The organism is Ferrovibrio sp. (genome assembly GCF_041906005.1).
GTDB lineage: Bacteria > Pseudomonadota > Alphaproteobacteria > Ferrovibrionales > Ferrovibrionaceae > Ferrovibrio.
The window spans coordinates 2,638,511-2,662,797 of sequence record NZ_JAYRJY010000001.1 but is presented as its reverse complement, the minus strand read 5'-3'; the positions used below and the strand labels follow the sequence as shown (position 1 = coordinate 2,662,797).

At 62.1% G+C, this 24,287-nt stretch carries 21 protein-coding genes; 7 read left to right on the top strand and 14 right to left on the bottom strand.

The features are described from left to right. The first annotated feature begins 16 nt into the window (after window positions 1-16). Window positions 17-1,951: an LTA synthase family protein gene (locus ACE3OO_RS13060; RefSeq protein ID WP_374303564.1), complete on the top strand. Its 1,935-nt coding sequence runs from the start codon at window positions 17-19 to the stop codon at window positions 1,949-1,951. Window positions 1,952-1,966: 15 nt separating this feature from the next. Here ACE3OO_RS13060 and ACE3OO_RS13055 read toward each other — a convergent pair whose 3' ends face one another. Continuing rightward, entirely contained in the window at window positions 1,967-2,503 is a 537-nt protein-coding gene (locus ACE3OO_RS13055; protein WP_374303562.1) for a hypothetical protein, read from the bottom strand. Window positions 2,504-2,608: 105 nt separating this feature from the next. Beyond that, window positions 2,609-3,184, bottom strand: a complete 576-nt coding sequence (locus ACE3OO_RS13050) for a TMEM165/GDT1 family protein (RefSeq protein WP_374303560.1) — start codon at window positions 3,182-3,184, stop codon at window positions 2,609-2,611. A gap of 369 nt (window positions 3,185-3,553) precedes the next feature. Here ACE3OO_RS13050 and ACE3OO_RS13045 point away from each other — a divergent pair, with 369 nt between their 5' ends. From ACE3OO_RS13045 to ACE3OO_RS13035, 3 genes are all read left to right on the top strand, one after another. Next, the gene (locus ACE3OO_RS13045) at window positions 3,554-4,072 is read left to right on the top strand and encodes a cytochrome b (RefSeq protein ID WP_374303559.1); all 519 of its coding nucleotides are present in this window, start codon (window positions 3,554-3,556) and stop codon (window positions 4,070-4,072) included. 121 nt (window positions 4,073-4,193) lie between these two features. After that, a complete protein-coding gene (locus ACE3OO_RS13040) occupies window positions 4,194-5,741 on the top strand; it encodes a YifB family Mg chelatase-like AAA ATPase (RefSeq protein WP_374303557.1) in 1,548 nt (515 codons plus the stop codon). 13 nt (window positions 5,742-5,754) lie between these two features. Further along, window positions 5,755-6,309 (top strand): hypothetical protein, encoded by a 555-nt coding sequence (locus tag ACE3OO_RS13035; RefSeq protein ID WP_374303555.1) that lies wholly within the window; start codon window positions 5,755-5,757, stop codon window positions 6,307-6,309. A 54-nt stretch (window positions 6,310-6,363) separates the two neighbouring features. Here the strand turns inward: ACE3OO_RS13035 and ACE3OO_RS13030 are convergent, their stop codons facing one another. Both ACE3OO_RS13030 and ACE3OO_RS13025 read right to left on the bottom strand, forming a co-directional pair. Continuing rightward, on the bottom strand, window positions 6,364-6,864 hold the full coding sequence (locus tag ACE3OO_RS13030; RefSeq protein ID WP_374303553.1) for a chemotaxis protein CheW: 501 nt from the start codon (window positions 6,862-6,864) through the stop codon (window positions 6,364-6,366). Continuing rightward, window positions 6,864-8,702, bottom strand: a complete 1,839-nt coding sequence (locus tag ACE3OO_RS13025) for a methyl-accepting chemotaxis protein (RefSeq protein ID WP_374303551.1) — start codon at window positions 8,700-8,702, stop codon at window positions 6,864-6,866. The genes ACE3OO_RS13030 and ACE3OO_RS13025 overlap by 1 nt, the downstream gene beginning before the upstream one ends. A gap of 460 nt (window positions 8,703-9,162) precedes the next feature. Between ACE3OO_RS13025 and ACE3OO_RS13020 the strand changes: the two genes are divergently transcribed. Next, the gene (locus ACE3OO_RS13020) at window positions 9,163-10,161 is read left to right on the top strand and encodes a zinc-dependent alcohol dehydrogenase family protein (protein WP_374303549.1); all 999 of its coding nucleotides are present in this window, start codon (window positions 9,163-9,165) and stop codon (window positions 10,159-10,161) included. 9 nt (window positions 10,162-10,170) lie between these two features. Here the strand turns inward: ACE3OO_RS13020 and ACE3OO_RS13015 are convergent, their stop codons facing one another. After that, window positions 10,171-10,656, bottom strand: coding sequence for a PAS domain-containing protein (locus ACE3OO_RS13015; RefSeq protein ID WP_374303547.1), 486 nt, complete (start codon window positions 10,654-10,656; stop codon window positions 10,171-10,173). A 233-nt stretch (window positions 10,657-10,889) separates the two neighbouring features. Here ACE3OO_RS13015 and ACE3OO_RS13010 point away from each other — a divergent pair, with 233 nt between their 5' ends. Both ACE3OO_RS13010 and ACE3OO_RS13005 read left to right on the top strand, forming a co-directional pair. After that, window positions 10,890-11,501, top strand: a complete 612-nt coding sequence (locus tag ACE3OO_RS13010) for a pyridoxamine 5'-phosphate oxidase family protein (protein WP_374303545.1) — start codon at window positions 10,890-10,892, stop codon at window positions 11,499-11,501. A 140-nt stretch (window positions 11,502-11,641) separates the two neighbouring features. Further along, entirely contained in the window at window positions 11,642-12,664 is a 1,023-nt protein-coding gene (locus ACE3OO_RS13005; protein ID WP_374303543.1) for an NAD(P)/FAD-dependent oxidoreductase, read from the top strand. Here ACE3OO_RS13005 and ACE3OO_RS13000 read toward each other — a convergent pair. From ACE3OO_RS13000 to ribA, 9 genes are all read right to left on the bottom strand, one after another. After that, window positions 12,661-14,217 (bottom strand): acyl-CoA synthetase, encoded by a 1,557-nt coding sequence (locus ACE3OO_RS13000; RefSeq protein WP_374303541.1) that lies wholly within the window; start codon window positions 14,215-14,217, stop codon window positions 12,661-12,663. The two genes, ACE3OO_RS13005 and ACE3OO_RS13000, sit on opposite strands and share 4 nt — an antisense overlap. Before the next feature lies 1 nt (window position 14,218). Further along, window positions 14,219-15,754, bottom strand: coding sequence for a long-chain fatty acid--CoA ligase (locus ACE3OO_RS12995; RefSeq protein WP_374303539.1), 1,536 nt, complete (start codon window positions 15,752-15,754; stop codon window positions 14,219-14,221). A gap of 108 nt (window positions 15,755-15,862) precedes the next feature. Further along, a complete protein-coding gene (locus ACE3OO_RS12990) occupies window positions 15,863-16,732 on the bottom strand; it encodes a GNAT family N-acetyltransferase (protein WP_374303537.1) in 870 nt (289 codons plus the stop codon). A 151-nt stretch (window positions 16,733-16,883) separates the two neighbouring features. Further along, window positions 16,884-18,260 carry an AmpG family muropeptide MFS transporter gene (locus ACE3OO_RS12985; RefSeq protein ID WP_374303535.1) on the bottom strand — a complete coding sequence of 459 codons (1,377 nt, stop codon included), beginning with the start codon at window positions 18,258-18,260 and terminating at the stop codon, window positions 16,884-16,886. Window positions 18,261-18,263: 3 nt separating this feature from the next. Further along, on the bottom strand, window positions 18,264-20,165 hold the full coding sequence (locus ACE3OO_RS12980; protein WP_374303533.1) for a propionyl-CoA synthetase: 1,902 nt from the start codon (window positions 20,163-20,165) through the stop codon (window positions 18,264-18,266). A 114-nt stretch (window positions 20,166-20,279) separates the two neighbouring features. Beyond that, on the bottom strand, window positions 20,280-21,266 hold the full coding sequence (locus ACE3OO_RS12975; protein WP_374303531.1) for an NAD(P)H-dependent flavin oxidoreductase: 987 nt from the start codon (window positions 21,264-21,266) through the stop codon (window positions 20,280-20,282). Window positions 21,267-21,423: 157 nt separating this feature from the next. Beyond that, window positions 21,424-21,936 (bottom strand): L,D-transpeptidase, encoded by a 513-nt coding sequence (locus ACE3OO_RS12970; protein ID WP_374303529.1) that lies wholly within the window; start codon window positions 21,934-21,936, stop codon window positions 21,424-21,426. Window positions 21,937-21,974: 38 nt separating this feature from the next. Further along, the gene (locus ACE3OO_RS12965; RefSeq protein WP_374303527.1) at window positions 21,975-22,979 is read right to left on the bottom strand and encodes a hypothetical protein; all 1,005 of its coding nucleotides are present in this window, start codon (window positions 22,977-22,979) and stop codon (window positions 21,975-21,977) included. Between the two features lie 117 nt (window positions 22,980-23,096). Further along, on the bottom strand, window positions 23,097-24,206 hold the full coding sequence (gene ribA, locus ACE3OO_RS12960; RefSeq protein WP_374303525.1) for a GTP cyclohydrolase II: 1,110 nt from the start codon (window positions 24,204-24,206) through the stop codon (window positions 23,097-23,099). Between the last annotated feature and the right edge of the window lie 81 nt (window positions 24,207-24,287).

Below are 24,287 nucleotides of genomic sequence, written 5' to 3'. Positions count from 1 at the left end.
GACTGGCCGATGGCCGTTGCGCCTGCGCTTCTGGCTGACCTGTCTGGCGATTTTTGTGGGGCTGGCCGCTATCGTGCGCCTCATCCTCACGGTTTGGATCGCACTCGACACGCCGGCCGCCATCTCTCCATTCATTGCTGCCTGGCTGATCGGCCTCATCGACGATATCGCGACAGCGATCTTGCTTGGCCTGCCATTCCTGGCCGGCCTTTATCTGCTGCGTCGCCCTTTCGGCTGGCGGGCCGGACAGGCTGCCGCCCATGCCTTGCTGATCCTGCTGCTGGGCGTGGCGGTGTTCAGCGCGGTCGCCGAGCTGTTTTTCTGGCAGGAATTCAACAGCCGCTTCAACGGCATCGCGGTCTACTACCTGATCTTCCCTAAAGAAGTGATCGGCAATATCCGCGAGTCCTTCGATCTCCGGCTTTACTTGCCACCGATTGGGATATTGGTGCTGTTGATCTACTGGCCGCTGCGGCGGCCGCTGCAATCCGCGCTCAAGTCTCCGCTGCAGGCAGGCGAGTGGCGTCGGGCGTTGGCGACCGGGCTGTTGGCCATCGCGCTCGCCCTGCCCTTCGTCCTGCGCGGGCCCTACGAACCCGTCCTGCATCGCACGATCAATGAACTGGCCGTGAATGGCCTGCACAGCCTGTTCAACGCCTATTTCACCAATGACAGCAAATACGATGGCGTTTATGCCGGCATCCCGGAAGACCAGGCCATTCCGCTGGTGCGCGCCATGGTGCAACAAGACAACACCACCGATCTGGCAGCACCCGGCGAGCGCAGCCTGCGCCGGCATGTCGACAATGGACCGCCGCCCGCCAAAAAGCTGAATGTCGTCCTGATCCTCGAGGAATCCTACGGTTCGGTCTATTTCGAGGATGTTTTCAACGAGAAACAGAAAGATTACTGGCAGACGATGTCGCCCAACTGGCATCGCCTGGCACAGGACGGCCTGCTGTTCACCAATATCTATGCCACCGGCGACCGTACCGTGCGCGCATTGGAGGCGATCTTCACCTCCTTCCCGCCCATCCCCGGCATCTCAACGGCACGCCGCAGCGGCTCGGAAGGCATGAATTCGCTGCCCTTCCTGCTCAAGAAGTTCGGTTACCGCACTGCCTTTCTCTACGGCGGCCCCACAGCCTTCGACAATATGGGGCACTTCTGGGAAACCGTCGGCTTCGACGACGTGTGGGGCGAAAAGGATATCGCCGACCGCAGTTTCAAGACGATCTGGGGCGTGGCCGACGAATACCTGTTCAAGGAAGCCCTCAACCGTATCGACACGCTGGCGGCGCAGCCTGGCCCGTTCTTCTTCTCGGCGCTGACTGTCACCAACCACCGGCCCTTCCTCTATCCGGAAGGCCGTGTGCCATTCAAACCGGCGCCGAACAAACGCGACCACGCCGCTGCCTATGCAGACTGGGCATTGGGACAGTTCATCGATGCCGCCCGCCAGAAACCCTGGTTCGACGACACGATCTTCGTGATGATCGGCGACCATGGCCCGAAAGTATGGGGTGCGGCGCAGATTCCGGTGCAGGCTTTTCGCGTGCCCTTGCTATTCCTGGCGCCGAAACATATCGCGGCCGAGCGGCGCGCCACTCTGGGTTCCAGCATGGATGTCGGGCCAACACTGCTCGGCCTGCTCGGTCTGTCTTATGACAGCCCGTTCTTCGGCGTCGACCTGCGCCATGTGCCGGAAGGTGGCGGCCGCATCGCCATGGCGCACAATTTCGATGTTGCCGTGGGCGACGGACGACATGCCGTGATCCTGACGCCGAAAGGCGACATGCTGGGCTATGGCATGCAGCCAGGGCCGTTCCAACTCGAAGATTTGCCCGAAGAGAATGTCCCCGATCTGAGTCGCCGACAGGCAGCGGCGCTGACCCAGACGGCACATCGCATGTTCTACGCCCGGCAATATCACGAATTGTCGCGGCCCTGACCGGCCGCCGCGGCTTCAGGCCAGTTTGCCTTCCTGCTCGGCCAGTTCCATCAGTTTCGGTGCCCGTTCCGATACTTCGCGCAGGATGGTTTCCGCCACCACGAGACGCTTGCGCGCATCCTCGTCCAGCACGCCCTCGATATGCTCGCGGTCGATGCGATCGACCGTTTCGCGCAATTCCCAGATCGTGGCGAGGAATACCTTCTGGGTGCCGATCGGCAGCACTTCGGTTTCTTCCAGGGCCGGAAAAACCCGCAGCACGACATCGATCTTCATGCGCAGCAGATCGACAATCAGCTGGCTATGGTAATCCCGCAGTTTAGCCAGAGCATCGGCTTCCGCATGCTCCATGCGATCCTCGATCAGCACCAGCACGCCTTCGATCTCGGTCAACGCGTCGCGGTATTCGTAATAGGGTTCATAGGTGGCATGGCTGATTCGCGCGATGGCCTCCTCCGCCATCTTGCGGGCACGCCTAGTCTGGCGCTTGAGCGCATCCAGCAGGGTTTCGATCTCGGCCGCCTTGTAGCGCTTGCCGGCAATTTTGGTCATCGCGGTCACTCGGATCCGGTATTGCCCGCATATTACCCGGTCCTTGCAGCAAAAAAACCGCCGGCACTGTCGTAAATTGGTAGAACGACAGTGCCGGCTATGCCCTTAGCCGGCCAGAAGCACGGCCAGCCCCAGCGCGGCGAAAGCGGCAGCGGCCACAAAGCGGATCGGTTTCAACGGCAAACGCGCCACCACTTTCTGGCCCAACATCACCACCGGCGCATTGGCGAGCAACAGGCCAAGCGTGCTGGCCGTCGTCACGAGAAATACGGAGTCGAAACGCGCGGCCAGCGCCGTAGTGGCAAGCTGGGTCTTGTCGCCGATCTCGGCCAGGAAGAAGGCGACCAGTGTGGTGACGAACACGCCATTGCGCGTCTTCGGCGCATCGTCCTCGTCGAGTTTGTCGGGGATCAGGGTCCAGGCCGCCATGGCGAGGAACGAGGCCGCCAGCGCCCAGCGCAATACCTTGGGTTCGACCAGGCCCTCGATCCATACCCCCAAAGCCGCCGCCAGCAGGTGATTGGCGACAGTGGCGCAGAAGATCGCGGCAAGAATCGGCACTGGCCGGCGGAACCGCGCGATCAGCAGCAGGCTCAAAAGCTGGGTCTTGTCGCCGATTTCGGCAATGGCAACGAGACCGGTGGTCGTGAGGAGGGCGGGCAGAAATTCGGGGCTGGACACGGATATCTCGCAACGGACCGGGCGGCGAACAGGGCCATAGGCTGCATTTCCCGCCGCCCGGTCCGGGCTTCGGAAAAGCAAGCCTAAGGTCTCGCCAGGTTGGTCCGGAGCAGATGTCCGAACCGGCCGGTCAGCGCCAAGCCGTCGGGGCTGGTCTCCCGCCGGCTAGTCTGTTGACGCTGCCCCCGCTCAGGCGGCCGCGATTGCGGCCCGGCGGGCGGCTACTCCCCAAAGGGTGCGGCATTTGTCTAGCCCGCCCGCACCGGCACTGCAAGTGTGCTGTCAGGAAATGCCGCCAGAATTGATCCAGCGCAGGGAAGCCACCGGCCTCGCGTGTATATTCAAAGCCATAGCCCGGGAGTGCCCGCCATGCCGAACCGCTATCCCCTTCCTCTTATCCTGCTGCACTGGCTGATCCTTCCCCTGATGGTGGGGGCGTTCATCCTCGGCGAAGTGATGGAGGACCTGCCGCGTGGCGATGGCCGGATGAGCGTGATGGGATGGCATATCCTTGCCGGCCTGAGCATGGCGGCCCTGCTGGTGCCACGTCTTGTCATCCGTCTGCGCGGCGTGCCGCCGTTGCCAGCGGCAACCTCCGCGCTGGAATTGTGGCTGGCACGGCTGACGCATCTGGGGCTTTATGCCGTGATGCTGGTACTGCCCGCTACGGGACTGGTCTCGATTCTGGCCGGCAAGCGAACGGTTTCGGTATTGGGGCTGTTCGACCTGCCGAGCCTGGCTTCTCTGCCCTGGCTGCACGAGGCGATGGAAGAAATCCACGAAGGCGCGGCCAAGTTATTCCTGCTATTGCTGGCCCTGCATGTCGTTGCGGCGCTCTGGCATGCCCTGATCCGGCGCGATGGCATTTTCCGGCGCATCCTGCCCTGATGGCCCTGGCCGGGCGTTCAGCGCCCTTTACCCAGCGGAACATAAATAGAATTTGCAATCTCCGGTAAATGATCGTACCGATTCCTGAGGTCGGATTAAACCGCATCGGGAAAAACCGGGCATGGTCGCGCGCTGCAGAACCGTGGCGTTTCAGGGCATCGACGTCATGCCCGTGGATGTTCAGGTCCAGTTATCGAACGGGCTGCCGGCTTTTGCCGTCGTCGGCCTGGCCGACAAGGCCGTGGGCGAAAGCCGTGAACGTGTGCGCGGTGCGCTGGCAGCCCTGGGCCTGGCGCTGCCCCCCAAGCGCATCACCGTCAATCTGGCACCGGCTGATCTGCCCAAGGAAGGCAGCCATTACGATTTGCCCATAGCCTTGGCCCTGCTCAGTGCCATGAATGTATTGCCGCCCGATGCGCTGGATAGTTTCGTTGCACTCGGCGAACTCGGCCTCGATGGGGCACTTGGCGCGGTAAGCGGCGTTCTGCCGGCGGCAATCGCGGCCCATGGCGAGGATCGCGGCCTGATCTGCCCGGCGAGTCAGGGCAGCGAGGCGGCCTGGGCAGGCGATGCTGAACGCGTGGTGGCGGCTCCGAGCTTGCTTGCATTGATCAATCATTTCCGCGGCAGCCAGGTGCTGCCGCAACCGACTGCGCATAGCGCCGAGACGGCGAATCAAAACATTCCGGACTTGCGCGACATCAAGGGGCAGGAAAGCGCCAAGCGTGCCCTGGAGATTGCTGCCGCGGGGGCGCACAACCTGTTGTTCATCGGTCCGCCCGGGGCCGGCAAGTCGATGCTCGCCCAACGCCTGCCCGGCATCCTGCCGCCGCTGGATGCCGGCGAAATCCTGGAAGTGAGCATGATCGCCTCGCTGGCCGGCCAGATCAGCGAGGGACGGCTCACCCGACAGCGGCCCTTTCGCAACCCACATCATTCCGCTTCGATGGCAGCCCTGATCGGGGGCGGCCTCCGCGCGAAACCCGGCGAGGTGAGCCTGGCGCATCTGGGCGTGCTGTTCCTCGACGAGCTGCCCGAATTCAACCGCCAGACCCTGGATGCCCTGCGCCAGCCTCTGGAAACCGGGCAGGCCGTGGTGGCGCGCGCCAATGCCCATGTCAGTTATCCCGCCCGCTTTCAGTTGGTGGCGGCCATGAATCCCTGCCGCTGCGGCCATCTCGATGATCCGGCGCTGGCCTGCAGCCGCGCACCGAAATGCGCCGGCGAATACCAGGCCCGGCTCTCCGGTCCGCTGCTTGACCGCATCGATCTGACCTTGGAAGTGCCTGCCGTCAGTCCGGCAGATCTGAGCGCGCCGCCGGCGGCGGAAGATTCCGCCGCCGTGGCGGCGCGCGTGGCGATGGCCCGCGATGTCCAGCGCGATCGTTATGCCCGCACCGGCAGCGGTGGTCTGTCGCGTGATGGCCGGCGCGTGGTGCGCACCAATGCCGAGGCCGATGGCGAATTGCTGGAGCGCATCGCCCTACTGGATGCCTCCGGCCGCGACCTGCTGACCCAGGCCGCCAGCGCCATGCACCTCACCGCACGTGGCTATCACCGCGTGTTGCGTGTGGCCCGCACACTGGCCGATCTGGAAGGCGTAGATGCCGTGCGCCGCCCGCATGTGGCGGAAGCACTGAGTTATCGCCGGCTGGCATTCGTCAGATAGTTAGAAAGAATCCATGTTCTACAAAGGCCACGAAACAATCAGTTTCAAACAGCGCGATGAAGGCCTGGTCTTTTATCCCTACGGCACACTCGCCCGTGGATACGTTATCGCGCCCGATGAGCGGCCTGCACTGGAAGCATATATTCGCCGATGGTCATATTGGGCTGCAGCTCTAGTCGGACTGCAGATTGCTCTGAATAATTTAATGGAATGGCAGTTTAGTCTGATCTTTAGCCTGATCAGCCTCGCCATTTTGATTTCCATCTATTACGTCCGGATGCGCCGCTGGTCGACCAAGCGTACGCCTGCCGCCACGCGCTTGTCGCTCCGTGAAAGCATTGAAAATCAAGCCCGCACAATGCCGGCATCTTGGGTATACCCATTGCTGATATTCTGTTCGTTGGGCTTTTTCGCATCCATATGGCTTTTGGCAATACCATCTGAGAACGATCGTTTCGCACTATGGCTGGGGCCGCCATTTTTCGGATATGGAACTTATCATTCCATCAAGCTGGCAGTCGCAAGGCTTCGCCTGGCCCGATCACGGCATCCAGATACAAACGCATAAAATGAAAAAAGAGCGCCGCAAGGCGCCCTTTCTTTTCTGAATTTCTCGGCCCGCCTATGCGGCCAGCAGAGGTATGTCCGCCGCCACGCTTTCGCGTCCACCAACCAGAAGGTCGAGATCAAGCAAAGACACCATGCGCGTGTCGCGCGCCAGCAAGGCGGTGAGGAAGGCATGATCTCCATCCATCCCGGTCCGCGGCACCGGCTGCAATTCGCGGTCCGCTACGGACAGGATGTCGGATACCGCATCCACCAGCAGACCATAGAAACCGCTGACGGCCTCCACCACGATTACCACATGGATGGCACTGGGCACACTGCGTTCGGCACCCAGGCGGATGCGCAGGTCGTAGATCGGTACGACCTGCCCCCGCAAATTGATGATGCCGCGCACCGCCGCCGGACTGTTGGGCAGCGGCGTCTCGATGGTCCAGCCGCGGATTTCCCGCACGCTGAGAATATCAATGCCATATTCCTGCCCGGCCGCCGTGAAGGTGAGATACTCGCGCACGGCATTACCGGCGATCGTATTCTCTGTTGCGTTCGGCATATCCATCAGAACTGCTCCCATTCGGCGGCATCGGCCTTCGGCGCGGCATTGCCCTGCGCGGCCGTTACCTTCAGAGCAGGAGCCGTCTTTGTCGTCGGGCGTTTTTCCGCCACCACCTTCAGCGCAGCCCGAACTGGAGTCGGCGCCGGACGAGACGAGGTAGCCTGACCGCTGACCTTGTAACGTTGCACCAGCGCGGCCAACTCTTCGGCCTGGTTTGACAAAGACTGGGCCGACGCCGAAGTCTCTTCCACCAGGGCGCCGTTGCGCTGGGTCATCTCGTCCATCTGGCCGACCGCCGTGTTGATCTGTTCCAGACCCGAAGCCTGTTCACGCGACGCGGCGGCAATCTCGGCCACGATGTCAGAGACTTTCTTGATCGCCGAAACGATCTCGGTCAGCGACGAACCGGCCTGGTTCACCAGCGCCGCGCCGGTCTTCACCTGGCCGTTCGACGTCTGGATCAGCGCCTTGATGTCCTTAGACGCATTGGCCGAGCGCTGGGCCAGCGCACGCACTTCCTGCGCCACCACGGCAAACCCCTTGCCAGCTTCGCCGGCGCGGGCCGCTTCGACAGACGCGTTCAGGGCCAGCAGATTGGTCTGGAAGGCGATCTCGTCGATCAGGCCGATGATATCGGAAATCTTCTGCGCGCTGGCCTCGATTTCATTCACTGCCGAGACGGCATCGCGCACGACATTGCCGCCCTTTTCGGCGGTGTCGCGCGCCGCGGTGGCCAGCTGGCTGGCAGCCTGGGCATTGTCGGCATTCTGCTTCACCGTTGTCGTGACCTCGTGCATCGAGGCCGCCGTCTCTTCGATCGACGCGGCCTGCGATTCCGTACGGCTCGCCAGGTCCTGGCTGCCGGTGGAGATTTCGGCCGAAGCCGCGGCAATCGTCTCGGATGCCTCGCGGAGCCCACCGATGATATCGCTCATCGCCTCGACAATGTCGTTGACGCCCTCGCAGAGCGAACGGATTTCACCGGCCTTGCCATCCAGATCGATGCGATGTGTCAGGTCATTGGCCTTGGTGGCTTCCACCACCGTCCGTACCTGCTGCACGGCCAGTTGCATCATCTGCGCGGCTTTGGTCTGCGCGGTGATATCAGTGGCGTATTTCACCACCTTGTAAGGTCGGCCATTGGCATCCATGATCGGGTTGTAGCTGGCCTGGATCCATACTTCCTTGCCACCCTTGCCGATGCGCTTGTACTGATTGGCGTCATACTCGCCGCGCGCCAGCTTTTCCCAGAAAGCCCTATATTCGGCGCTGTCGCGATAGGCAGGCTCGACGAACAGGCTGTGATGCTTGCCCTTCACTTCGTCCAGCGTATAGCCCAGTGTCTTCAGGAAGTTCTCGTTGGCATGCAGGATCGTGCCATCCAGCGTGAACTCGATCACGGCCTGCGCCTTGCTGATGGCGGCCAACTGGCCCTCGTAATTGGCCATCGTCATCTTCTGCTCGGTGATATCGGTCGCGAACTTGACGACCTTGTAAGGCTTGCCGCGTTTGTCGAAGATCGGGTTGTAACTGGCCTCGATCCACACTTCCTTGCCGCCCTTGGCAATGCGCTTGTACTGGCCGGCATCGAACTCGCCACGGCCCAGCTTGGCCCAGAACTCGCGATACTCAGCACTGGCCCGATAGGCTGGCTCGACAAACAGACTGTGATGCTGGCCCTTGATCTCATCCAGCGTATAGCCCAGCGCGTTCAGGAAGTTGGCGTTGGCGTGCAGAATCTTGCCGTCCAGGGTGAATTCGATCACGGCCTGGGATTTGTTGATGGCGTCGAACTGGGCCCGCAGATCGCTGGTCGCCGACGCACCCGAAAACTGGAACATTTTGATCTCTCCGTTTTGTGTCCTTCCGGCGGGGCGCCGGTAGTAGTGGGTCGATATATTTCAATCGGGGAAGATCCGGCAGATAGAAACTTAGTAATTTCAATGGATTACGAGACTGTAATGCTGCTCCACCGAACTTCTCCCCTGATCGGCTGAACAAAAACGCTTCTTTCACGCCAGCTTCTTGTTGTGGTTGCGCGAAAGCACTGATTTGTTGTTCTAGTTACATACGTATTCAAAATTGACTTAGATCACTTTCTGAAGCGTTAATTTTTTCCTCGTTTACTGGGAGAAACTCGGGAGGTTCTTAGCCGTCTCAATCGGGGGCCCCCGCTTCGACACTACTTTAATGAGTATTTGACTCCAACGGTGGGCCGACTGGCACATGTCTCCGGCTTCTCTAATATCTTGGCACGCGCAGCGTGGTACGTGCTGTCGTTCGGGGGGAGATGTACTCGCAATGATCAAGGCCATCCGTTATTCGCAATTCGGGAAGGCTCATGAGGTGGCCGAACTGATCGAGTTGCCCGATCCGGGCATTCCCGGTGAGGGCGAAGCCTTGATCGATGTGGAAGCCTCGCCAATCAATCCGGCCGATCTGCTGCAATTCGAGGGCAAATATGGCGCGGTGCCACCGCCCCTGCCGGTGATGGCCGGCGGCGAAGGCATTGGCATCGTGCGCGCAGTCGGCGCGGGTGTGAGTCATCTGAAATCAGGCGACCGCGTGCTGTTACTGTTTGCCGGTCGCGGCAACTGGCGCAGCAGCCTGATCGCCAAGACGGCCAGACTGTTTGCGTTGCCGGCCGGCGTCGATCCGTTGCAACTCGCGATGCTGACCGTCAATCCGCCCACGGCGATGCTGATGCTACAGAATTTTACCGCGCTGAAAGCCGGCGACTGGGTGATCCAGAACGCCGCCAATTCCGGTGTCGGCCACAGCGTGATCGCATTGGCCAAGCGGCGAGGCCTGCGCAGTATCAATGTGGTCCGTCGCACAGAGTTGGCCGCCGAGTTACAGGCGTTGGGCGCTGACAGCGTTCTGGTGGATGGCCCAGATCTGCCTGCACGCGTGAAGGCTCTGACCGGTAACGACGCCCTGCCAAAGCTGGCCATCGATGCGGTGGCCGGCGATGCCACCGGCCGGCTGGCGCAGTCGCTGGCCGAAGGTGGCGTGGTAGTGAATTACGGCATGCTGTCGGGTCAGCCCTGCGCGATGCCGCCGGGCGATGTGGTATTCCGTGATATCAGCCTGCGCGGCTTCTGGCTGGCACGCTGGTTCGCCACCGCCGGCCCGGATGAGATGCGCAATGTCTATGGCGAACTCACACGGCTGATTGCCGACGGCACCATCCATGTGGCGGTGGAAGCGACCTATCCGCTGGAACGCATCCGGGATGCGCTGGCCCATGCCGCGCGCGAAGGCCGCAGAGGCAAAATCCTGATCACGCCAGGGCGATAGCGGCCAGCATCATTCGGGGTCGGACAGGTAGATCGCGGCAAGTATCTTGTTCACCCTGCCACCTTCCATCAGCGGCAAGGCCAGCTTGTCCATCAACAGATAATCACGCGCCGATGGGCTGCCGCGTGAAATATAAACCGGTTTCGCGCTGCGGATGACCTCGCGGTATTCCAGCATTGGCTTGTCGCCGATCAGGGGGGCGCAATCAGCAACGCGGCGGCCGGTCAGATCGAAGCCGAAAATCCGCGTCAGTTCGGTGCCATACAAACGATAGCGGCCATCTTCGCCATCGCAATCGATGATCATCAGATGTCCCAGCCAGGGCCGCAGTTCCTCGACGGTGAAATCACCGCGCGACGGCGCCGGGCGGCCGCCGCGCTTTTTCCGCCACAGGTCATACAGGGCACGCAGGGCGGGATGACCGATCGCGATCGCGCCCGCCTTGTCGCCGCTGCCAAAAACCTGCCCGAACTGGATCACGTCTCGATACACCATGTGGGCGCCGTAACGGTTGCAGGACAATCCCGTTCCCTCGGCCAGCCCCTTTGTACCGCCTGGGCGGTTGGCCGGCTGAATTACGATTCAGTAATCTGGGCGCCAAAAGCGAAAGATTCCGTAATGTCTTGTGAACGGGTTCCGCCAACCTCTTTTCCTATGATCCGTAGCCGGTGCATGGCTGGCAAGCCATAGTGCCGGCGCCCTTTGCCCAAGATTCGTAAGGATATCCGATGACATTCATCCATTCCGTCGCCGAGCTGGAAGCCCTCTATGGCGTTCCGCTGGAGACCTCCACGGCCAAGGAAATCGATCACATTTCCCCGGAATACCGGGCCTATATCGAGGCGTCGCCCTTCGTCACCCTGGCCACAAGTGGACCGGAGGGGCTGGATTGCTCGCCGCGTGGCGACAAGCCGGGCTTCGTGCGGGTGGCCGATGAAAAGACCCTGCTGCTGCCCGATCGCCGCGGGAACAACCGTATCGATTCCCTGCGCAATATCGTGCGTGATCCGCGTGTCGGCCTGTTGTTCCTGCTGCCCGGTCTGGGGAACACGTTGCGGGTCAACGGCCGTGCCCGGCTCAGCATCGATCCCGATCTGCTGGCCTCGTTTGCGGTGGAGGAGAAAGCGCCCCGTTCGGTGGCGGTGATCACCGTCGATGCCGTCTATTTCCAATGCGCCCGTGCCGTGATCCGTGCCGAATTGTGGAACCCGGCCCGGTATCTGGCGAAAGACAGCCTGCCCAGCGCCGGCCAGATTCTGGCCGCACTCAGTCAGCAGCGGATCGGCGGCGAGGAATATGACCGGACCTGGGCCGACCGGGCCCGCCAGACCATGTGGTAGCGCCCGCCCTGGCTGGGCCATCCCATATTGCCCGGCCCCAGTGCCACGACGAATCAGGCGCTTATCCGGCATGACTGGCATCCCCACGCCCGAGACGCTACAAAACCACGCCCTGTCCAGGTCTCTTCGAGTCGCCCGTGATGATCCACAAAACCGATATCGCCGTGATCGGCGCTGGCCCGGTCGGCCTGTTCGCCGTGTTTGAATGCGGCATGGTCGGCCTGAAATGCCAGGTGATCGATGCGCTGGATGCCATTGGCGGACAATGCAGCGCGTTGTATCCTGAAAAGCCGATCTACGACATTCCGGGCTTTCCCAAGATTTCCGGCGCTGGACTGGTGGAGAATCTGGAAACCCAAGCCGCCCCCTTTGCGCCGGTCTATCATTTAAGCCAGCGGGTCGAGAAACTGGAACGCCTGCCGGGCGATGCCGGGTTCCGGCTCGTCACCTCGAAGGACATCGTGATCGAGGCGCGCGCGGTCATTATCGCCGCTGGTGCCGGCGCCTTCGGCCCCAACCGCCCGCCCCTGCCCGGCATCGAGGCCTATGAGGGCCAACCGGGAGGCAGCGGGGTGCAGTATCTCGTGCGCCGTGCCGAGGATTATCGCGGCAAGCACATCGTGATCGCCGGCGGCGGCGATTCGGCTGTCGACTGGGCGCTGATGCTGCATGGCATCGCCGCCCATATCGACTTCGTGCACCGGCGCGACCAGTTCCGCGCCGCGCCCGAGAGCGTGGCCAGGCTACGTGCGCTGAACGGCCAGGGCCTCGACATCGTGGTGCCGTTCCAGCTCGACGCACTGGAGGGCAACGGCGGCCGTCTGCAGGCCGTACTGGTGAAATCTCTGGACGGCGAAAGCCGTCGCCTGCCGGCCGATGCGCTGCTGGCTTTCTTTGGCTTGCGCAGCGAGCTTGGCCCTATCGCGCAATGGGGCCTGAACGTCGAACACCATCACGTGCCGGTCGACCCCGCTACCTGCCAGACATCGCAGCCCGGCATTTTTGCCATCGGCGATATCGCCACCTACCCCGGCAAGCTGAAACTGATCCTCACCGGTTTCGCCGAGGCGGCCTCAGCGGCACATGCGCTCTATCCGCTGTTGCATGGTGGCCAGCCGCTGCATTTCGAATATTCCACCTCGAAAGGCAGGCCCGGGGCTTAAACAATCCGGCTGGTGCGATTACCCCAGTAGCGGTCCTTGATCAGCCGTTTGTACAACTTGCCGGTGGCATGTCGGGGCAAGGCTTCCTCGAAGTCGATCGAGCGTGGGCACTTGATGCTGGCCAAGTGCTGCCGGCAATAGGCCAGCAATTCCTCGGCCAGCGCCGGACCAGCCTCGGCCATGTCGACCGGCTGCACCACGGCCTTCACCTCTTCGCCGAAATCCTCGTTCGGCACGCCGATCACCGCCACGTCGGCCACCTTGGGATGGTCGATCAGCACATGCTCGGCTTCCTGCGGATAAATGTTAACGCCACCGGAGATGATCATGAAAGCCTTGCGGTCGGTCAGATAGAGATAGCCCTCCGCGTCGACATAGCCGACATCCCCCAGCGTACTCCAGCCCCTGTCGTTGAATGCCTGCTGCGTCTTGGTTTCGTCATTATGATAGGTGAAGGGCTGGCCATCGGCGAAATAAACCAAGCCCGGCTGCCCGGGAGGCAATTCCTCGCCGCTCTCGTCATCCACGATATGCAGTTTGCCGATGATGGCCCTGCCGACAGAACCTTTATGCGCCAGCCATTCCTGACTGGTGATATAGGTCATGCCATTGCCTTCCGAGGCGGCATAGTACTCGTGCAGGATCGGCCCCCACCAGTCGATCATCTGCTGCTTAGTGGCATGCGAGATCGGCCCGGCGCCATGGATGGCGACGCGGTGCGACGAAAGATCATAACGATTGCGCAGCTCGGCCGGCAGCTTGAGCATGCGCACGAACATGGTCGGCACCCAGTTGGAATGGGTGACGCGATAACGCGCGATCAACCGGAGCGATTCTTCCGCATCGAAATGCTCCATGATCACCAGCGTACCGCCCACTTTCGATACCAGCATGGAATAACGCAGAGGTGCCGCATGATAGAGCGGTGCCGGCGACAGATAGACCATGTCCACGCCGTAGCCATACAGGCTGAAGCCGTTGTCGACGAAATAGCTGCGCGTGCCGACCGGGTCGCCGGCGATCAGCCGCTTCACGCCCTTGGGCTTGCCCGTGGTGCCGGAGGAATACAGCATGTCCCGTCCCTGCATTCCGTCGGGGATCGGCGTCGCCGGCATGGCCGCCAAGGCTGCTTCCCAGTTCTCGTATCCCTCGGCTACGCCACCGATCATCAGGAAATGCCGCACCTGCGGGCAGAGCCGGCGCAACTCGGCTGCCATGGAAGCGAAGGCATCGCTGACGACCAGCACGGTGGAGCCAGAATCCGTGACGATGTATGCCAGCTCTTCCGCCGTCAGTTTGGTGCTGACAGTCGTGTAATACAGGCCGGCGCGGTCGGCACCAAAACAGGCATCGAAGAATTCCGGCCGATTCTCGATCACCATCGCCACATGACAGCGGGAGTCCAGCCCGAGGCTGCGGAACAGATGCGCGGCGCGGTTGGAATTCTCCTCAAGCTCGCGGAACGTGGTCACCCGGCCGGAGCCCGCCATGATCACCGCCGGCTTGTCGGGCGTTTCGCGCGCGTGTTCGGTGATATAGACCAGATCTGACACGTCACCCTTCCTTCTGCAACAGCGAACGCAGCTCGGTCTTCAATACCTTGCCGTAATTGTTTTTCGGCAGGGCCGCGACAAAGCGATATTGCTTGGGCCGCTTGAAGCGGGCGATATGATCAAGACAGAGACGATCCAGAATTTCCGCGGTCACGTCGGCACCGGGTCGCGCCACTACGAAGGCAATCACCTCCTCGCCCCAGTCGGGATGCGGCTTGCCCACCACCGAAACCTCGCTGACATCCGGATACTGCAACAACACTTCCTCCACCTCGCGCGGATAGATGTTGCTGCCGCCGGAAATGATCATGTCCTTGGAACGGTCCTTGAGGGTGAGGAAGCCATCCTCATCGAAGCTGCCCATATCGCCGGTATGCAGCCAGCCATTGCGCAGGGTCTGCGCCGAGGCATCGGGATTGCGCCAGTAGCCGGCCATCACGATCTCGCCGCGGCAAATCACCTCGCCGACCTCGCCCACCGGCAGTGGATTATCATCGGCATCCACCACGCGCACCTCCACATCGGTCCGCGCCACACCAGCCGACCCCAACCGGGCCAGATGACGTGGGTGCCCGGTATCGACATGCATTTGCTTGTCCATGCCCGTGATGGTCATCGGCGCCTCACCCTGGCCGTAGATCTGCGCCAGCTTGGGCCCCAGAACCGCCATGGCCTGCTGCAGATCGGCGACATACATCGGCCCACCGCCATAAACGATGGTTTTCAGGTTTGAGGTATCGGCTACGGCGATCTGCGGAGCATGAATCAGGCGGTGCACCATGGTTGGCGCGAAGAAGAAGCTGCAGCCGTGCCAGCGCGCAATCAAATCCAGGGTTTCGGCCGGATCGAAGCCCCCCGATGCCGGGACCACTTGGTTGGCGCCGCGCGCCAGATGCGGCAGGCCATACATGCCGGAGCCATGGCTGATCGGTGCACAGTGGATGATGCTGTCGGTGGGATCAATGCGATCCACATCGGCAAAATAGTTCATCGTGGCCACCATCAGGTTGCGATGGGTGAGCATCGCCCCTTTTGGCCGCCCGGTGGTGCCCGAGGTGTAAAACAGCCAAGCAAGGTGGTCGGGCCGGATTTCAGTGACCAGCGGCAGTGGTTCGGCCGTGTAAAGACGCGCGAACTCCGCCTCCTCCGCCACGATGATCCGCTGCAATTCCGGCATTTCGGTTTTCAGGACCGAGAGATCCTCGGCGAAGACAGCCGAGACGACGGCCAGCTTCGCCTGGGCGTTGTCGATGATCCAGGCCGCCTCGCGGGCATGCAGCTTGGCATTGATCGGCACAGCGGCAAGACCGGCATGCCAGAGTGCGAACAGCACCTCCCAGTAATCGGGACTGTTCTTCATCACGACGGCGACTCGATCACCCGGTTTTAGATTACCCGCCGCCATCAGGCCGCCTGCCAGGCGCGGCACGCGCCGGCCCATCTCGGCATAACTCAATCTTGTCTCATGGCCGACCGACAATGCCGGCCGCTCACCCCAGACCCTTGCCGCCCGATGCAGCAGATGCGCGATATTCATGCCCGTCCCGCCGTTCTTTGCCGGTCGTTTCCTCAGGGCACGATGTTACGCAAACAAAAGCGGCGCCGACAACCGGCGCCGCCTCATCAAATCCGGATTGTCCGCTACTCAGGCGTGGTATTCGGTCTGGACCAAGCCCTCGTCGGGCGAAAAGCGGTTCTGGTATTTCGGCGCGATCCGCTCGACCGGCAGCAGGATAAACACATCCGTCGTGCCAAACTGCCGATCAACCACGGCACCATCGCCGATATAGGCGCCCAACCGCAGATAGGCCTTGATCAGCGGGGGCAACGCATGCAGCGCCGCGCGCGGATTGATCTGATCGGCCGGCATCAGGTCCATCGATACATAACGCTCGGGCAGCGCACGCACGCGCCATTCCTGCGGCGGCAGGTGATTGGCGTGCAGGTAGCTCAGTGCCAGTGCGTGATCCTGTGGATTGGTGCCCGGGAAGGAGGCGCAGCCAAACATGAAACTGATGTTGTGGTCCGACACATAGGTCGAGATGCCACGCCAGAGCAGCTGGATCGTAGCATTGGTGCGATAATCGCGATGCACGCAGGAACGGCCCAGCTCAAGCAGGCCGCCGCTGGCGCCGACATAATCCAGCATCGGCTTCAGATCGTATTCCGAGGCCGAATAAAAGCCGCCATGCATTTCGGCGACACTGCGGCGCAGCAGGCGATAGGTGCCCACGGCCTGCTCGCCCTCCGGACGACTGCGGTCAAACACCATCAGATGGTCGCAGAGGCGGTCGAACTGGTCGAAATCCAGACCCAGCCTGGCCATTTCCGGCGAGGGCTCGGCAGCCATCTCTTCGTAAAAGACCTGATAGCGCAGACGTTGTGCCGCAGCGATGTCTTCCGGGCTGCGGGTCAGGCGCACCTCGAAACGGCCATCAGCGGACACGCATTGCCAACCGCTACGCGGATTGCGCGCGGCAGGTACGACCGTGGGGACGGAAAGCGGCAGTTGCATGTTCATACATCCGACTATGGCGGTATTACGTGACGCAATGGTGTCAAATATATGACACATATACTAAAACGCGTCCGCAATAAAATATGTTGTGGGTCGGATCAAGTCGCCTGCCCCATATCTGGGCATCCCGAGCTCTGCCAAATAATTATCAATCCTCGGCAAGCAGGATTCCCGGCCGTTTTTCGACGATTCTCGTGGCTGCACCGCGTCGCGTCAACCAGGCCAGCAGGGCAAGTCCCGGCAATGCCGCGACCGTGGTGGCGAGGAAGAAGAGCGGCCAGCCAAGCGATTCGGCCATGAAACCGGCATAGGACGACAATACCGTGCGCGCCACCGCGGTCAGCGAAGACAGCAACGCATATTGCGTGGCGGTGTAGGCAATGTCGCAAAGCGCGGAAAGGTAAGCAACCAGGGCCGCCGTGCCCATGCCACTGGCCAGATTCTCCACGCCCACGGTGAGCGCCAGGAACCACAGATCATGGCCGCGCATGGCCAGCACGGCAAACAGCAGATTGGATCCCATCTGCAGAATGCCGCAGACCCACAACGCGCGGTACAGGCCAACGGCCTGCATCAGCCAGCCGCCCAGAAACAAGCCCAGCATGGTGGCGGCGAAGCCATAGAGCTTGCTGACCTCGGCGATCTCGGCCTTGGTGAAACCAAGATTGAGGTAAAAGCTGGTAGCCAACACGCCGGCCAGGCTGTCGCCCAGCTTGAACAGCATCACGAACAGCAGGATGCCGATCCAACCCTTACGGCTCATGAATTGCAGGAAAGGGCCGGCAACGCTGGCATAGAGCCAGGCCATCACGGCAGCCACCGCCCCTGAGAGATGCGGCCGCGCCGCCAGCCAGGATTGTGCCTCCGCAAAACGCCGTTCGGCATCGCCACGCGGCTTTGATTCCGGCTCGCCGACCAGCAGCACGGTGATCGCACCGATCACGAGGACTGCCGCCATGGCGAGATAAACCAGCGGCCAGGCGAAAACGGTAGCGAGATACAAGGCACCGGCCGAGGAAACCAGCATGCCGATGCGGTAGCCGAAAACGATGGCGGCGGCGCCGGCGGCGAGCTGGCGTTCCTCCAGGATTTCCACACGCCAGGCATCGATGACGATATCTTGCGTGGCGGAAGCAAAAGCCACCGCCACGGCGCAGAGCGCGGTGAAGGCCAGCGCCTGGCCAGGATTGCTGAAAGCAAGCGCCGCGATCGCCGCCATCAGCAAGGCCTGCGCGAAAACCAGCCAGCCGCGCCGCCGACCAAGCCAACGGGTCAACAGGGGCAGCGGCAGGCGATCAACCAATGGCGCCCAGATGAATTTCAGCGTGTAGGGCACGCCGACCAAGGCGAACAGGCCGATGTCCTTGAGCGAGGCCCCCGATTCGGTCAGCCATGCCTGCAGGGTCTGGCCGGTGAGCGCCAACGGCAAACCGGAGGCGAAGCCGAGCACGGCAATCGCCAGCACCCGCCGGTCGCGATAAACCGCGAAGGCCGTCAGCCAGTCACGCAGGCGCTGGGCCGTCACGGCCTAGTGCGGCTTGGCGTAGCCGAGCGGTTGCAGCGCCGCCGTGATTTCGCCAAGGATGGCGGAATCGTCGATCGTGGCGGGCATGCGATAATCCTGCGCGTCGGCAATCTTCTGCATCGTGCCGCGCAGTATCTTGCCCGAACGGGTTTTCGGCAACCGTTTCACCACCACAGCCTGCTTGAAAGCGGCCACTGGGCCGATCTTTTCACGCACCAGCTGCACCAACTCTCGCACGATCTGGTCTTCCGCACGGGTGACACCGGCTTTGAGCACGACGAAGCCGAGCGGCACCTGGCCTTTCAGTTGGTCGGCCACGCCGACCACGGCGCATTCCGCCACATCGGGATGCGAGGCCAGCACTTCCTCCATGCCGCCGGTCGACAGACGATGGCCGGCGACATTGATGATGTCGTCGGTGCGACTCATGATGAAGATGTAGCCATCCTCGTCGATGAAGCCGGCATCGCCGGTGTTGTAATAGCCGGGGAAACGCGCGAGATAGCTTTTCTTGAAACCCTCGTCGTTGTTCCACAGCGTGGGCAGGCAGCCCGGCGGCAGCGGCAGCTTGATCACGATATTGCCGATATCTCCGGCCTTCACCGGCTGGCCCTCATCGTCCACCACCTGCACGTCGTAACCCGGCACAATGCGCGTCGGCGAACCATGCTTGACCGGCAGATGTTCAATGCCCATGCAGTTGGAAGCTACAGGCCAGCCGGTCTCCGTCTGCCACCAGTGATCGATCACCGGCCGATTGAGGTTGTCTTCCGCCCATTTCACCGTATCGGGATCGGCGCGCTCGCCGGCCAGGAACAGGGTGCGGAAATTGCTCAGATCGTATTTGCCGATCAGTTCGGCTTTCGGATCTTCTTTCTTGATGGCGCGGAAAGCCGTGGGTGCGGTGAACAGTACCGATACCTTATGCTGCTCGATCACGCGCCAATAAGCACCGGCATCAGGCGTGCCGACCGGCTTACCTTCATATAAAACGCTGGTGCAACCGAACAACAGCGGCGCATAGACGATGTAGGAATGTCCCACCACCCAACCCACATCGGATGCCGCCCAGAACACCTCACCCGGCTTCATGCCATAGACATTCTGCATCGACCAATGCAACGCCACCATATGGCCGCCATTCTGGCGCACCACACCTTTCGGGACACCGGTGGTGCCCGAGGTGTAGAGCACGTATAGCGGGTCGGTCGCCTTCACCGGGACGCAGTCGGCGGGCGCGGCCTTATCGGCTTCGATATCGAAATCCAGATCGCGGCCGGCCGTCATCGCGCCCTGATACATCGGGCGCTGATGCACCAGGCAATGCCGCGGTTTGTGCGTCGCCATCTCGATGGCCTGGTCCAGCAGCGGCTTGTATTCCACCACCCGCCCCGGCTCCAGGCCGCAGGATGAGGCAATGATCATTTTGGGCTTGGCATCATCGATGCGGGTGGCAAGTTCGCGCGGTGCGAAACCGCCGAACACAACGGAATGGATCGCGCCGATGCGGGCACAGGCCAGCATAGCCATCACGGCCTCGGGCGTCATCGACATATAGATGATAACGCGGTCACCCTTGACTACGCCCAAAGCGGTCAGCGCGCCGGCCACCTGGGCAACACGATCCCGCAATTCCCGGGTGCTGAAACGGCGGACCGTACCAGTAACCGGCGAGTCATAGATCAGGGCGATACGGTCACCGTGACCCGCCTCGATATGGCGATCAAGCGCATTAAAACAGGTATTGGTCTCCGCGCCGGCAAACCACTGATAGAAGGGCGGGTTGGAGGCATCCAGCACCCGGTCCCATGTCCTGAACCAGTGCAGCGGCGCGGCCGCATCGGCCCAGAAAGCCTGCGGATCGGCTTTGGCCGCAGCAAAGACCTGTTCATAGCGACTCGCCATTTGTTCCTCCCGACTGTCTTATTCTGGCCGTCGATCTATACCAGACCGGACGGGGGCTGAATAAGACTCTCGTCTAAGAACCGAGGCAGTACGGTCGCTTATTCCGCGAAATCGTTATTCCGCGGCCTGGGCCTTGGCGTCACCGAGGAGTTCGATCCTGGCCGAGTCGTATTCCCGTTTCAGTCGGGCAACAAGGTCGGCCACGCTCGGCACGTCCTTGATCGAGCCGACACCTTGTCCCGCGCCCCAGATGTCGCGCCAGGCCTTGGACTTCGAACTGCCACCCGAGCCGAAACTCATGGTGCTCTTGTCAGCTTCAGGCAGATTGTCGGGGTCAAGGCCGGCCTTGGCGATGCTGGGCTTAAGGTAATTGCCATGTACGCCGGTAAACAGCGAGGAATAGACGATGTCGCTGGCCGCGGCATCCACCAGCATCTGCTTGTAATCGGGCATCGCGTTGGCTTCCTGGGTGGCGATGAAGCGCGTGCCGATATAGGCGAAATCGGCCCCCAGTGCCTGGGCGGCCAGGATATGTCGGCCATGTGCAATCGAGCCCGACAGGGCGATGGGCCCGTCGAAAAACTGGCGCACTTCGGAGACCAGCGCGAAGGGGCTGAGCGTGCCGGCATGCCCGCCGGCACCGGCGCAGACCAGAATCAAGCCGTCCACGCCAGCTTCCAGCGCCTTCTTGGCGTGGCGAATGTTGATCACATCATGCAGTACGATACCGCCATAGGAATGCACGGCTTCCACAACTTCGTTCGGCGCGCGCAGGCTGGTGATGATGATCGGAACCTTGTACTTCACGCACATCTCGACGTCGTGCTTCAGACGGTCATTCGAGTGATGTACGATCTGGTTGACGGCAAAGGGCGCCACCGGCTTGTCCGGGTTCTTGGCACGATAGTCATCCAGCTCGGTGGTGATGCGCTGCAGCCATTGTTCCAGCATCTCAGCCGGGCGTGCGTTAAGGGCCGGGAAAGAACCGACGATGCCGGCCTTGCACTGGGCGATCACCAGTTCGGGACCCGAGACGATGAACATCGGGGAACCGATCACCGGCAGACTGAGACGACCTTTGACAACGGCAGGGAGCGCCATGGTTTCCTCCAGAATTTGCCCCGGCAGATTAGGCAGCCACTGGCCGGCGTGCAATCGCGGCATGTTTACGCAAGGGCAATCGGCCGCCGCAGGATCGCCGGGATGCCGGTTTGCCAGAAATACAGGATCTCTTGGGTAACCACCCTTTCGGGCTGCTTTATTCCGCCTTTACGATCAGCATCGCCGACTGTGGCGGCAATACCGCCAGCAGCGCCAACAGGTCGGGCAGCGCCAGTGCGACGCAGCCTTCGGTGCCGCTGTAATCCGGTCGCGCCAGATGCAGGAAAATAGCGCTACCCATGCCGGGCACAGGCGGATCGTCATTATGCCCAAGCACCACGATCACGTCGTAGACATGGTCTTCGCGCCAGAGTTTTTCGTGGCTGGCGGTATGTGGCAACAATACATGGCGGTTATAGGCAGGATCGGCGGGATCGTCGCACCAGCCATCCTGCGGCGTCAGGGCCTGTACCGGCAGGCGAGTCTGCGGGGCGGTTACTCGATCCGGGCGATACCAGACCTGACGCAAAGCATACCGACCCAACGGCGTGGCGCCATCGCCCTCGCGCTTGTCTGCCTCAGGCTTCACGCCACCCTTGCCCAGGGCGCAGCGAAATCGCAAGCCGCCATACTTAATGAAGCCGTCGGAGGTGACGATGATATCGCTCATGCCGTGATCAGGCGGCAAAGCGGCGATTTATGCAAGGCTCAGTATGTCGCATCCAACGCCGGCTGCATGCCACGCGGACGGTCACGCTGTTGCTGCATGTCGAAGTATTTCTGATAGGCCTCAGCCGCGCGATTGGCCCAGTCATTCGACGATGACGATGGCGCGTGGATCTGCTGTGGCGAGACCTTGGCACCATACTTGGCAGCGACATTCTGCTGCGTGATCGGCGAAGTGCCGACGCCGTGACCGGGCGCCGGCGCATTGGACGGAAAAGCGGGGAACCAGGCGCGGCCATCGGTCATTCCAGGCGCGGGTGCCGCTGCCGTTTGCGCGCGGCCGCGCGAGGCTGTCTGCGGATTGCGGGCCTGTGCCGCCATGATCGCCTCGGCCGCTGGGCCAGCCGGCGCAGCCTGCGCCGCGGCCTGCTGCTTCAGGGCCTGGAACAAATCGCTGGGTAGTTCGATAGCGGCTTTGGTATCCCCGGATTTGTCCTGTTCGGCGGGCTCACGCTCGTTACGGCGTTCAGCCATGCGCGCTGCCAGACGCAGGTCGGGACGCGCGGCCTGCGTCTGAGCCTGCACCAGTGCGGCCTGCTGCTGAGCCGCTTGCTGCTGGGTGGCCTGATCGGATTGACGGGCATCGTTTGCCGCAACCGCCGTAGCTGACTGTTTCTCGCCGCCAAGATCAATGCCCAGCATCGCCATGGCATGTTCACCCGGGTCCTTGCCGGTACTTTCGTTGATCATGGCACTGACCACCGAGGCGGCCAGACCAATCGGGCCGCCAAACAGGGCGCCCCCGGCCATCCGCGACCCTGCCTCGATCTGGTCTCCCGTCAAGGCACGGTAAACGGTTGAGACGATTGGGATGTGCTGCAGCGGATTGATGATGTCGAGGAAGTCGGAAAATTTGAACCCGCCCGGCCCGAACAGGCCACGATGCTCGCGAGCCTCGCCATTGGCCGCCGCCTCGGCCTGTTTGGCCGGCGGTTTGGGCTGCATCCCGGCGGACGGGAGCGAAGCAATGGCAAAATCTTCAGACATGCGGGTCCTCTCGATCAGGACTTCGCAAACCGTGTGCCAGAATTTGGCCCTGCCAAATCAATGAATTACAAGAGCCCGGCCTTTTCCCCGGCAATTCCTGCCGGGTGAAACAATGTTTCAGAGGTAATGGCCCGAGCGTTTGCGCTTGGCGGCCAGATAGGCCTCGTTATGGGCGTTGGAGGGGAATTTATGGGGCACCCGCTCGGCCACGGTAATGCCGCAAGCCTCCAGGCCTTTCACCTTTTCAGGGTTGTTGGTCAGCAGCCGCACGGTTCCGAACCCCAATCCTTGCAGCATGCGGGCGGCTGGCAGGAACCAGCGTTCGTCGGCATCGAAACCGATCCGCTGGTTGGCATCCACGGTATCGAAACCCTGGTCCTGCAACTGATAGGCGCGCAGCTTGTTGACCAGACCGATGCCACGGCCTTCCTGCGCCAGGTAGAGCAATATGCCGCCGCCGGCCTCGTTGATGGTACGGATGGCGCCGCGAAGCTGCTCGCCGCAATCGCACCGCAGCGACCCCAGCAGATCGCCGGTGAAGCATTCCGAATGCAGACGCACCAACACAGGTTTGGTCGGATCGGGATCGCCAATCACCAGCGCAAAATGCTCCTGCCGGCCATCAGCCGGCCGGAACGCGTAAAGCCGGGCATTCTCGGCATCGGCCACCGGCAGACGCGCTTGGCTGACCGGCACCAGGGTTTCCGCCTCCGCCAGATCATAGGCCGCGACCGCCTCGGCCGTGACCGTCAGCAGATTGTCGGGCATCGCGGCACCACGTGCCAGCGGCACATGGATGGCGGCCGGCAGCAGATAGGCGGTCTTGGCCAGCTTCACCGCCAGCCTCGCACTGTCCGGCGCGGCAGCCTTGATGCGCGTGAACGGCCCGCGCAAAGGCGCCGCAAGATCGCGGCTGGCATCGGCCAGGTCGCGGATCAGTGTCGCCTTTTCGGTATCCGGTGCCGGCAGGTCGGCCAGCGGCAGCAAAATCGTGTCGTCGCCGGTGGGGCCGATATGCAATACGGCAGCGCGCGATGCCGTCAGCACCAGTGCGCCGCCGGCTAGGCGCATGGCCTGCGCCAGCATGGCCTCGGTCAGGGTTTCCGCCGCCAGAACCAGCACGCTGTCGCCAGCCTCCATGGTCAGCAGCACCGGCCGGCCGCGGCGCAATTCGTGCCCGGCACGGTCGACCGCGATAGCGGCGGCGGCGTGGGAAAGCTCTGTCATGACCGGTCCGGTTTACGACGCCCGGCCGGCCCCGGCAAGGCGCCGAACCGCTTTACGCAAGGTTGTGATGGTCCTCACGGC

What these genes read in the sequence shown, in the direction of transcription:
- ACE3OO_RS13055 (WP_374303562.1), bottom strand. Translation starts at nt 2,503, where the DNA reads ATGACCAAAATTGCCGGCAAGCGCTACAAGGCGGCCGAGATCGAAACC.
- ACE3OO_RS13045 (WP_374303559.1), top strand. Translation starts at nt 3,554, where the DNA reads ATGCCGAACCGCTATCCCCTTCCTCTTATCCTGCTGCACTGGCTGATC.
- ACE3OO_RS13040 (WP_374303557.1), top strand. Translation starts at nt 4,194, where the DNA reads ATGGTCGCGCGCTGCAGAACCGTGGCGTTTCAGGGCATCGACGTCATG.
- ACE3OO_RS13035 (WP_374303555.1), top strand. Translation starts at nt 5,755, where the DNA reads ATGTTCTACAAAGGCCACGAAACAATCAGTTTCAAACAGCGCGATGAA.
- ACE3OO_RS13030 (WP_374303553.1), bottom strand. Translation starts at nt 6,864, where the DNA reads ATGGATATGCCGAACGCAACAGAGAATACGATCGCCGGTAATGCCGTG.
- ACE3OO_RS13025 (WP_374303551.1), bottom strand. Translation starts at nt 8,702, where the DNA reads ATGTTCCAGTTTTCGGGTGCGTCGGCGACCAGCGATCTGCGGGCCCAG.
- ACE3OO_RS13020 (WP_374303549.1), top strand. Translation starts at nt 9,163, where the DNA reads ATGATCAAGGCCATCCGTTATTCGCAATTCGGGAAGGCTCATGAGGTG.
- ACE3OO_RS13015 (WP_374303547.1), bottom strand. Translation starts at nt 10,656, where the DNA reads ATGGTGTATCGAGACGTGATCCAGTTCGGGCAGGTTTTTGGCAGCGGC.
- ACE3OO_RS13010 (WP_374303545.1), top strand. Translation starts at nt 10,890, where the DNA reads ATGACATTCATCCATTCCGTCGCCGAGCTGGAAGCCCTCTATGGCGTT.
- ACE3OO_RS13005 (WP_374303543.1), top strand. Translation starts at nt 11,642, where the DNA reads ATGATCCACAAAACCGATATCGCCGTGATCGGCGCTGGCCCGGTCGGC.
- ACE3OO_RS12995 (WP_374303539.1), bottom strand. Translation starts at nt 15,754, where the DNA reads ATGAATATCGCGCATCTGCTGCATCGGGCGGCAAGGGTCTGGGGTGAG.
- ACE3OO_RS12990 (WP_374303537.1), bottom strand. Translation starts at nt 16,732, where the DNA reads ATGCAACTGCCGCTTTCCGTCCCCACGGTCGTACCTGCCGCGCGCAAT.
- ACE3OO_RS12980 (WP_374303533.1), bottom strand. Translation starts at nt 20,165, where the DNA reads ATGGCGAGTCGCTATGAACAGGTCTTTGCTGCGGCCAAAGCCGATCCG.
- ACE3OO_RS12975 (WP_374303531.1), bottom strand. Translation starts at nt 21,266, where the DNA reads ATGGCGCTCCCTGCCGTTGTCAAAGGTCGTCTCAGTCTGCCGGTGATC.
- ACE3OO_RS12970 (WP_374303529.1), bottom strand. Translation starts at nt 21,936, where the DNA reads ATGAGCGATATCATCGTCACCTCCGACGGCTTCATTAAGTATGGCGGC.
- ACE3OO_RS12965 (WP_374303527.1), bottom strand. Translation starts at nt 22,979, where the DNA reads ATGTCTGAAGATTTTGCCATTGCTTCGCTCCCGTCCGCCGGGATGCAG.
- ribA (WP_374303525.1), bottom strand. Translation starts at nt 24,206, where the DNA reads ATGACAGAGCTTTCCCACGCCGCCGCCGCTATCGCGGTCGACCGTGCC.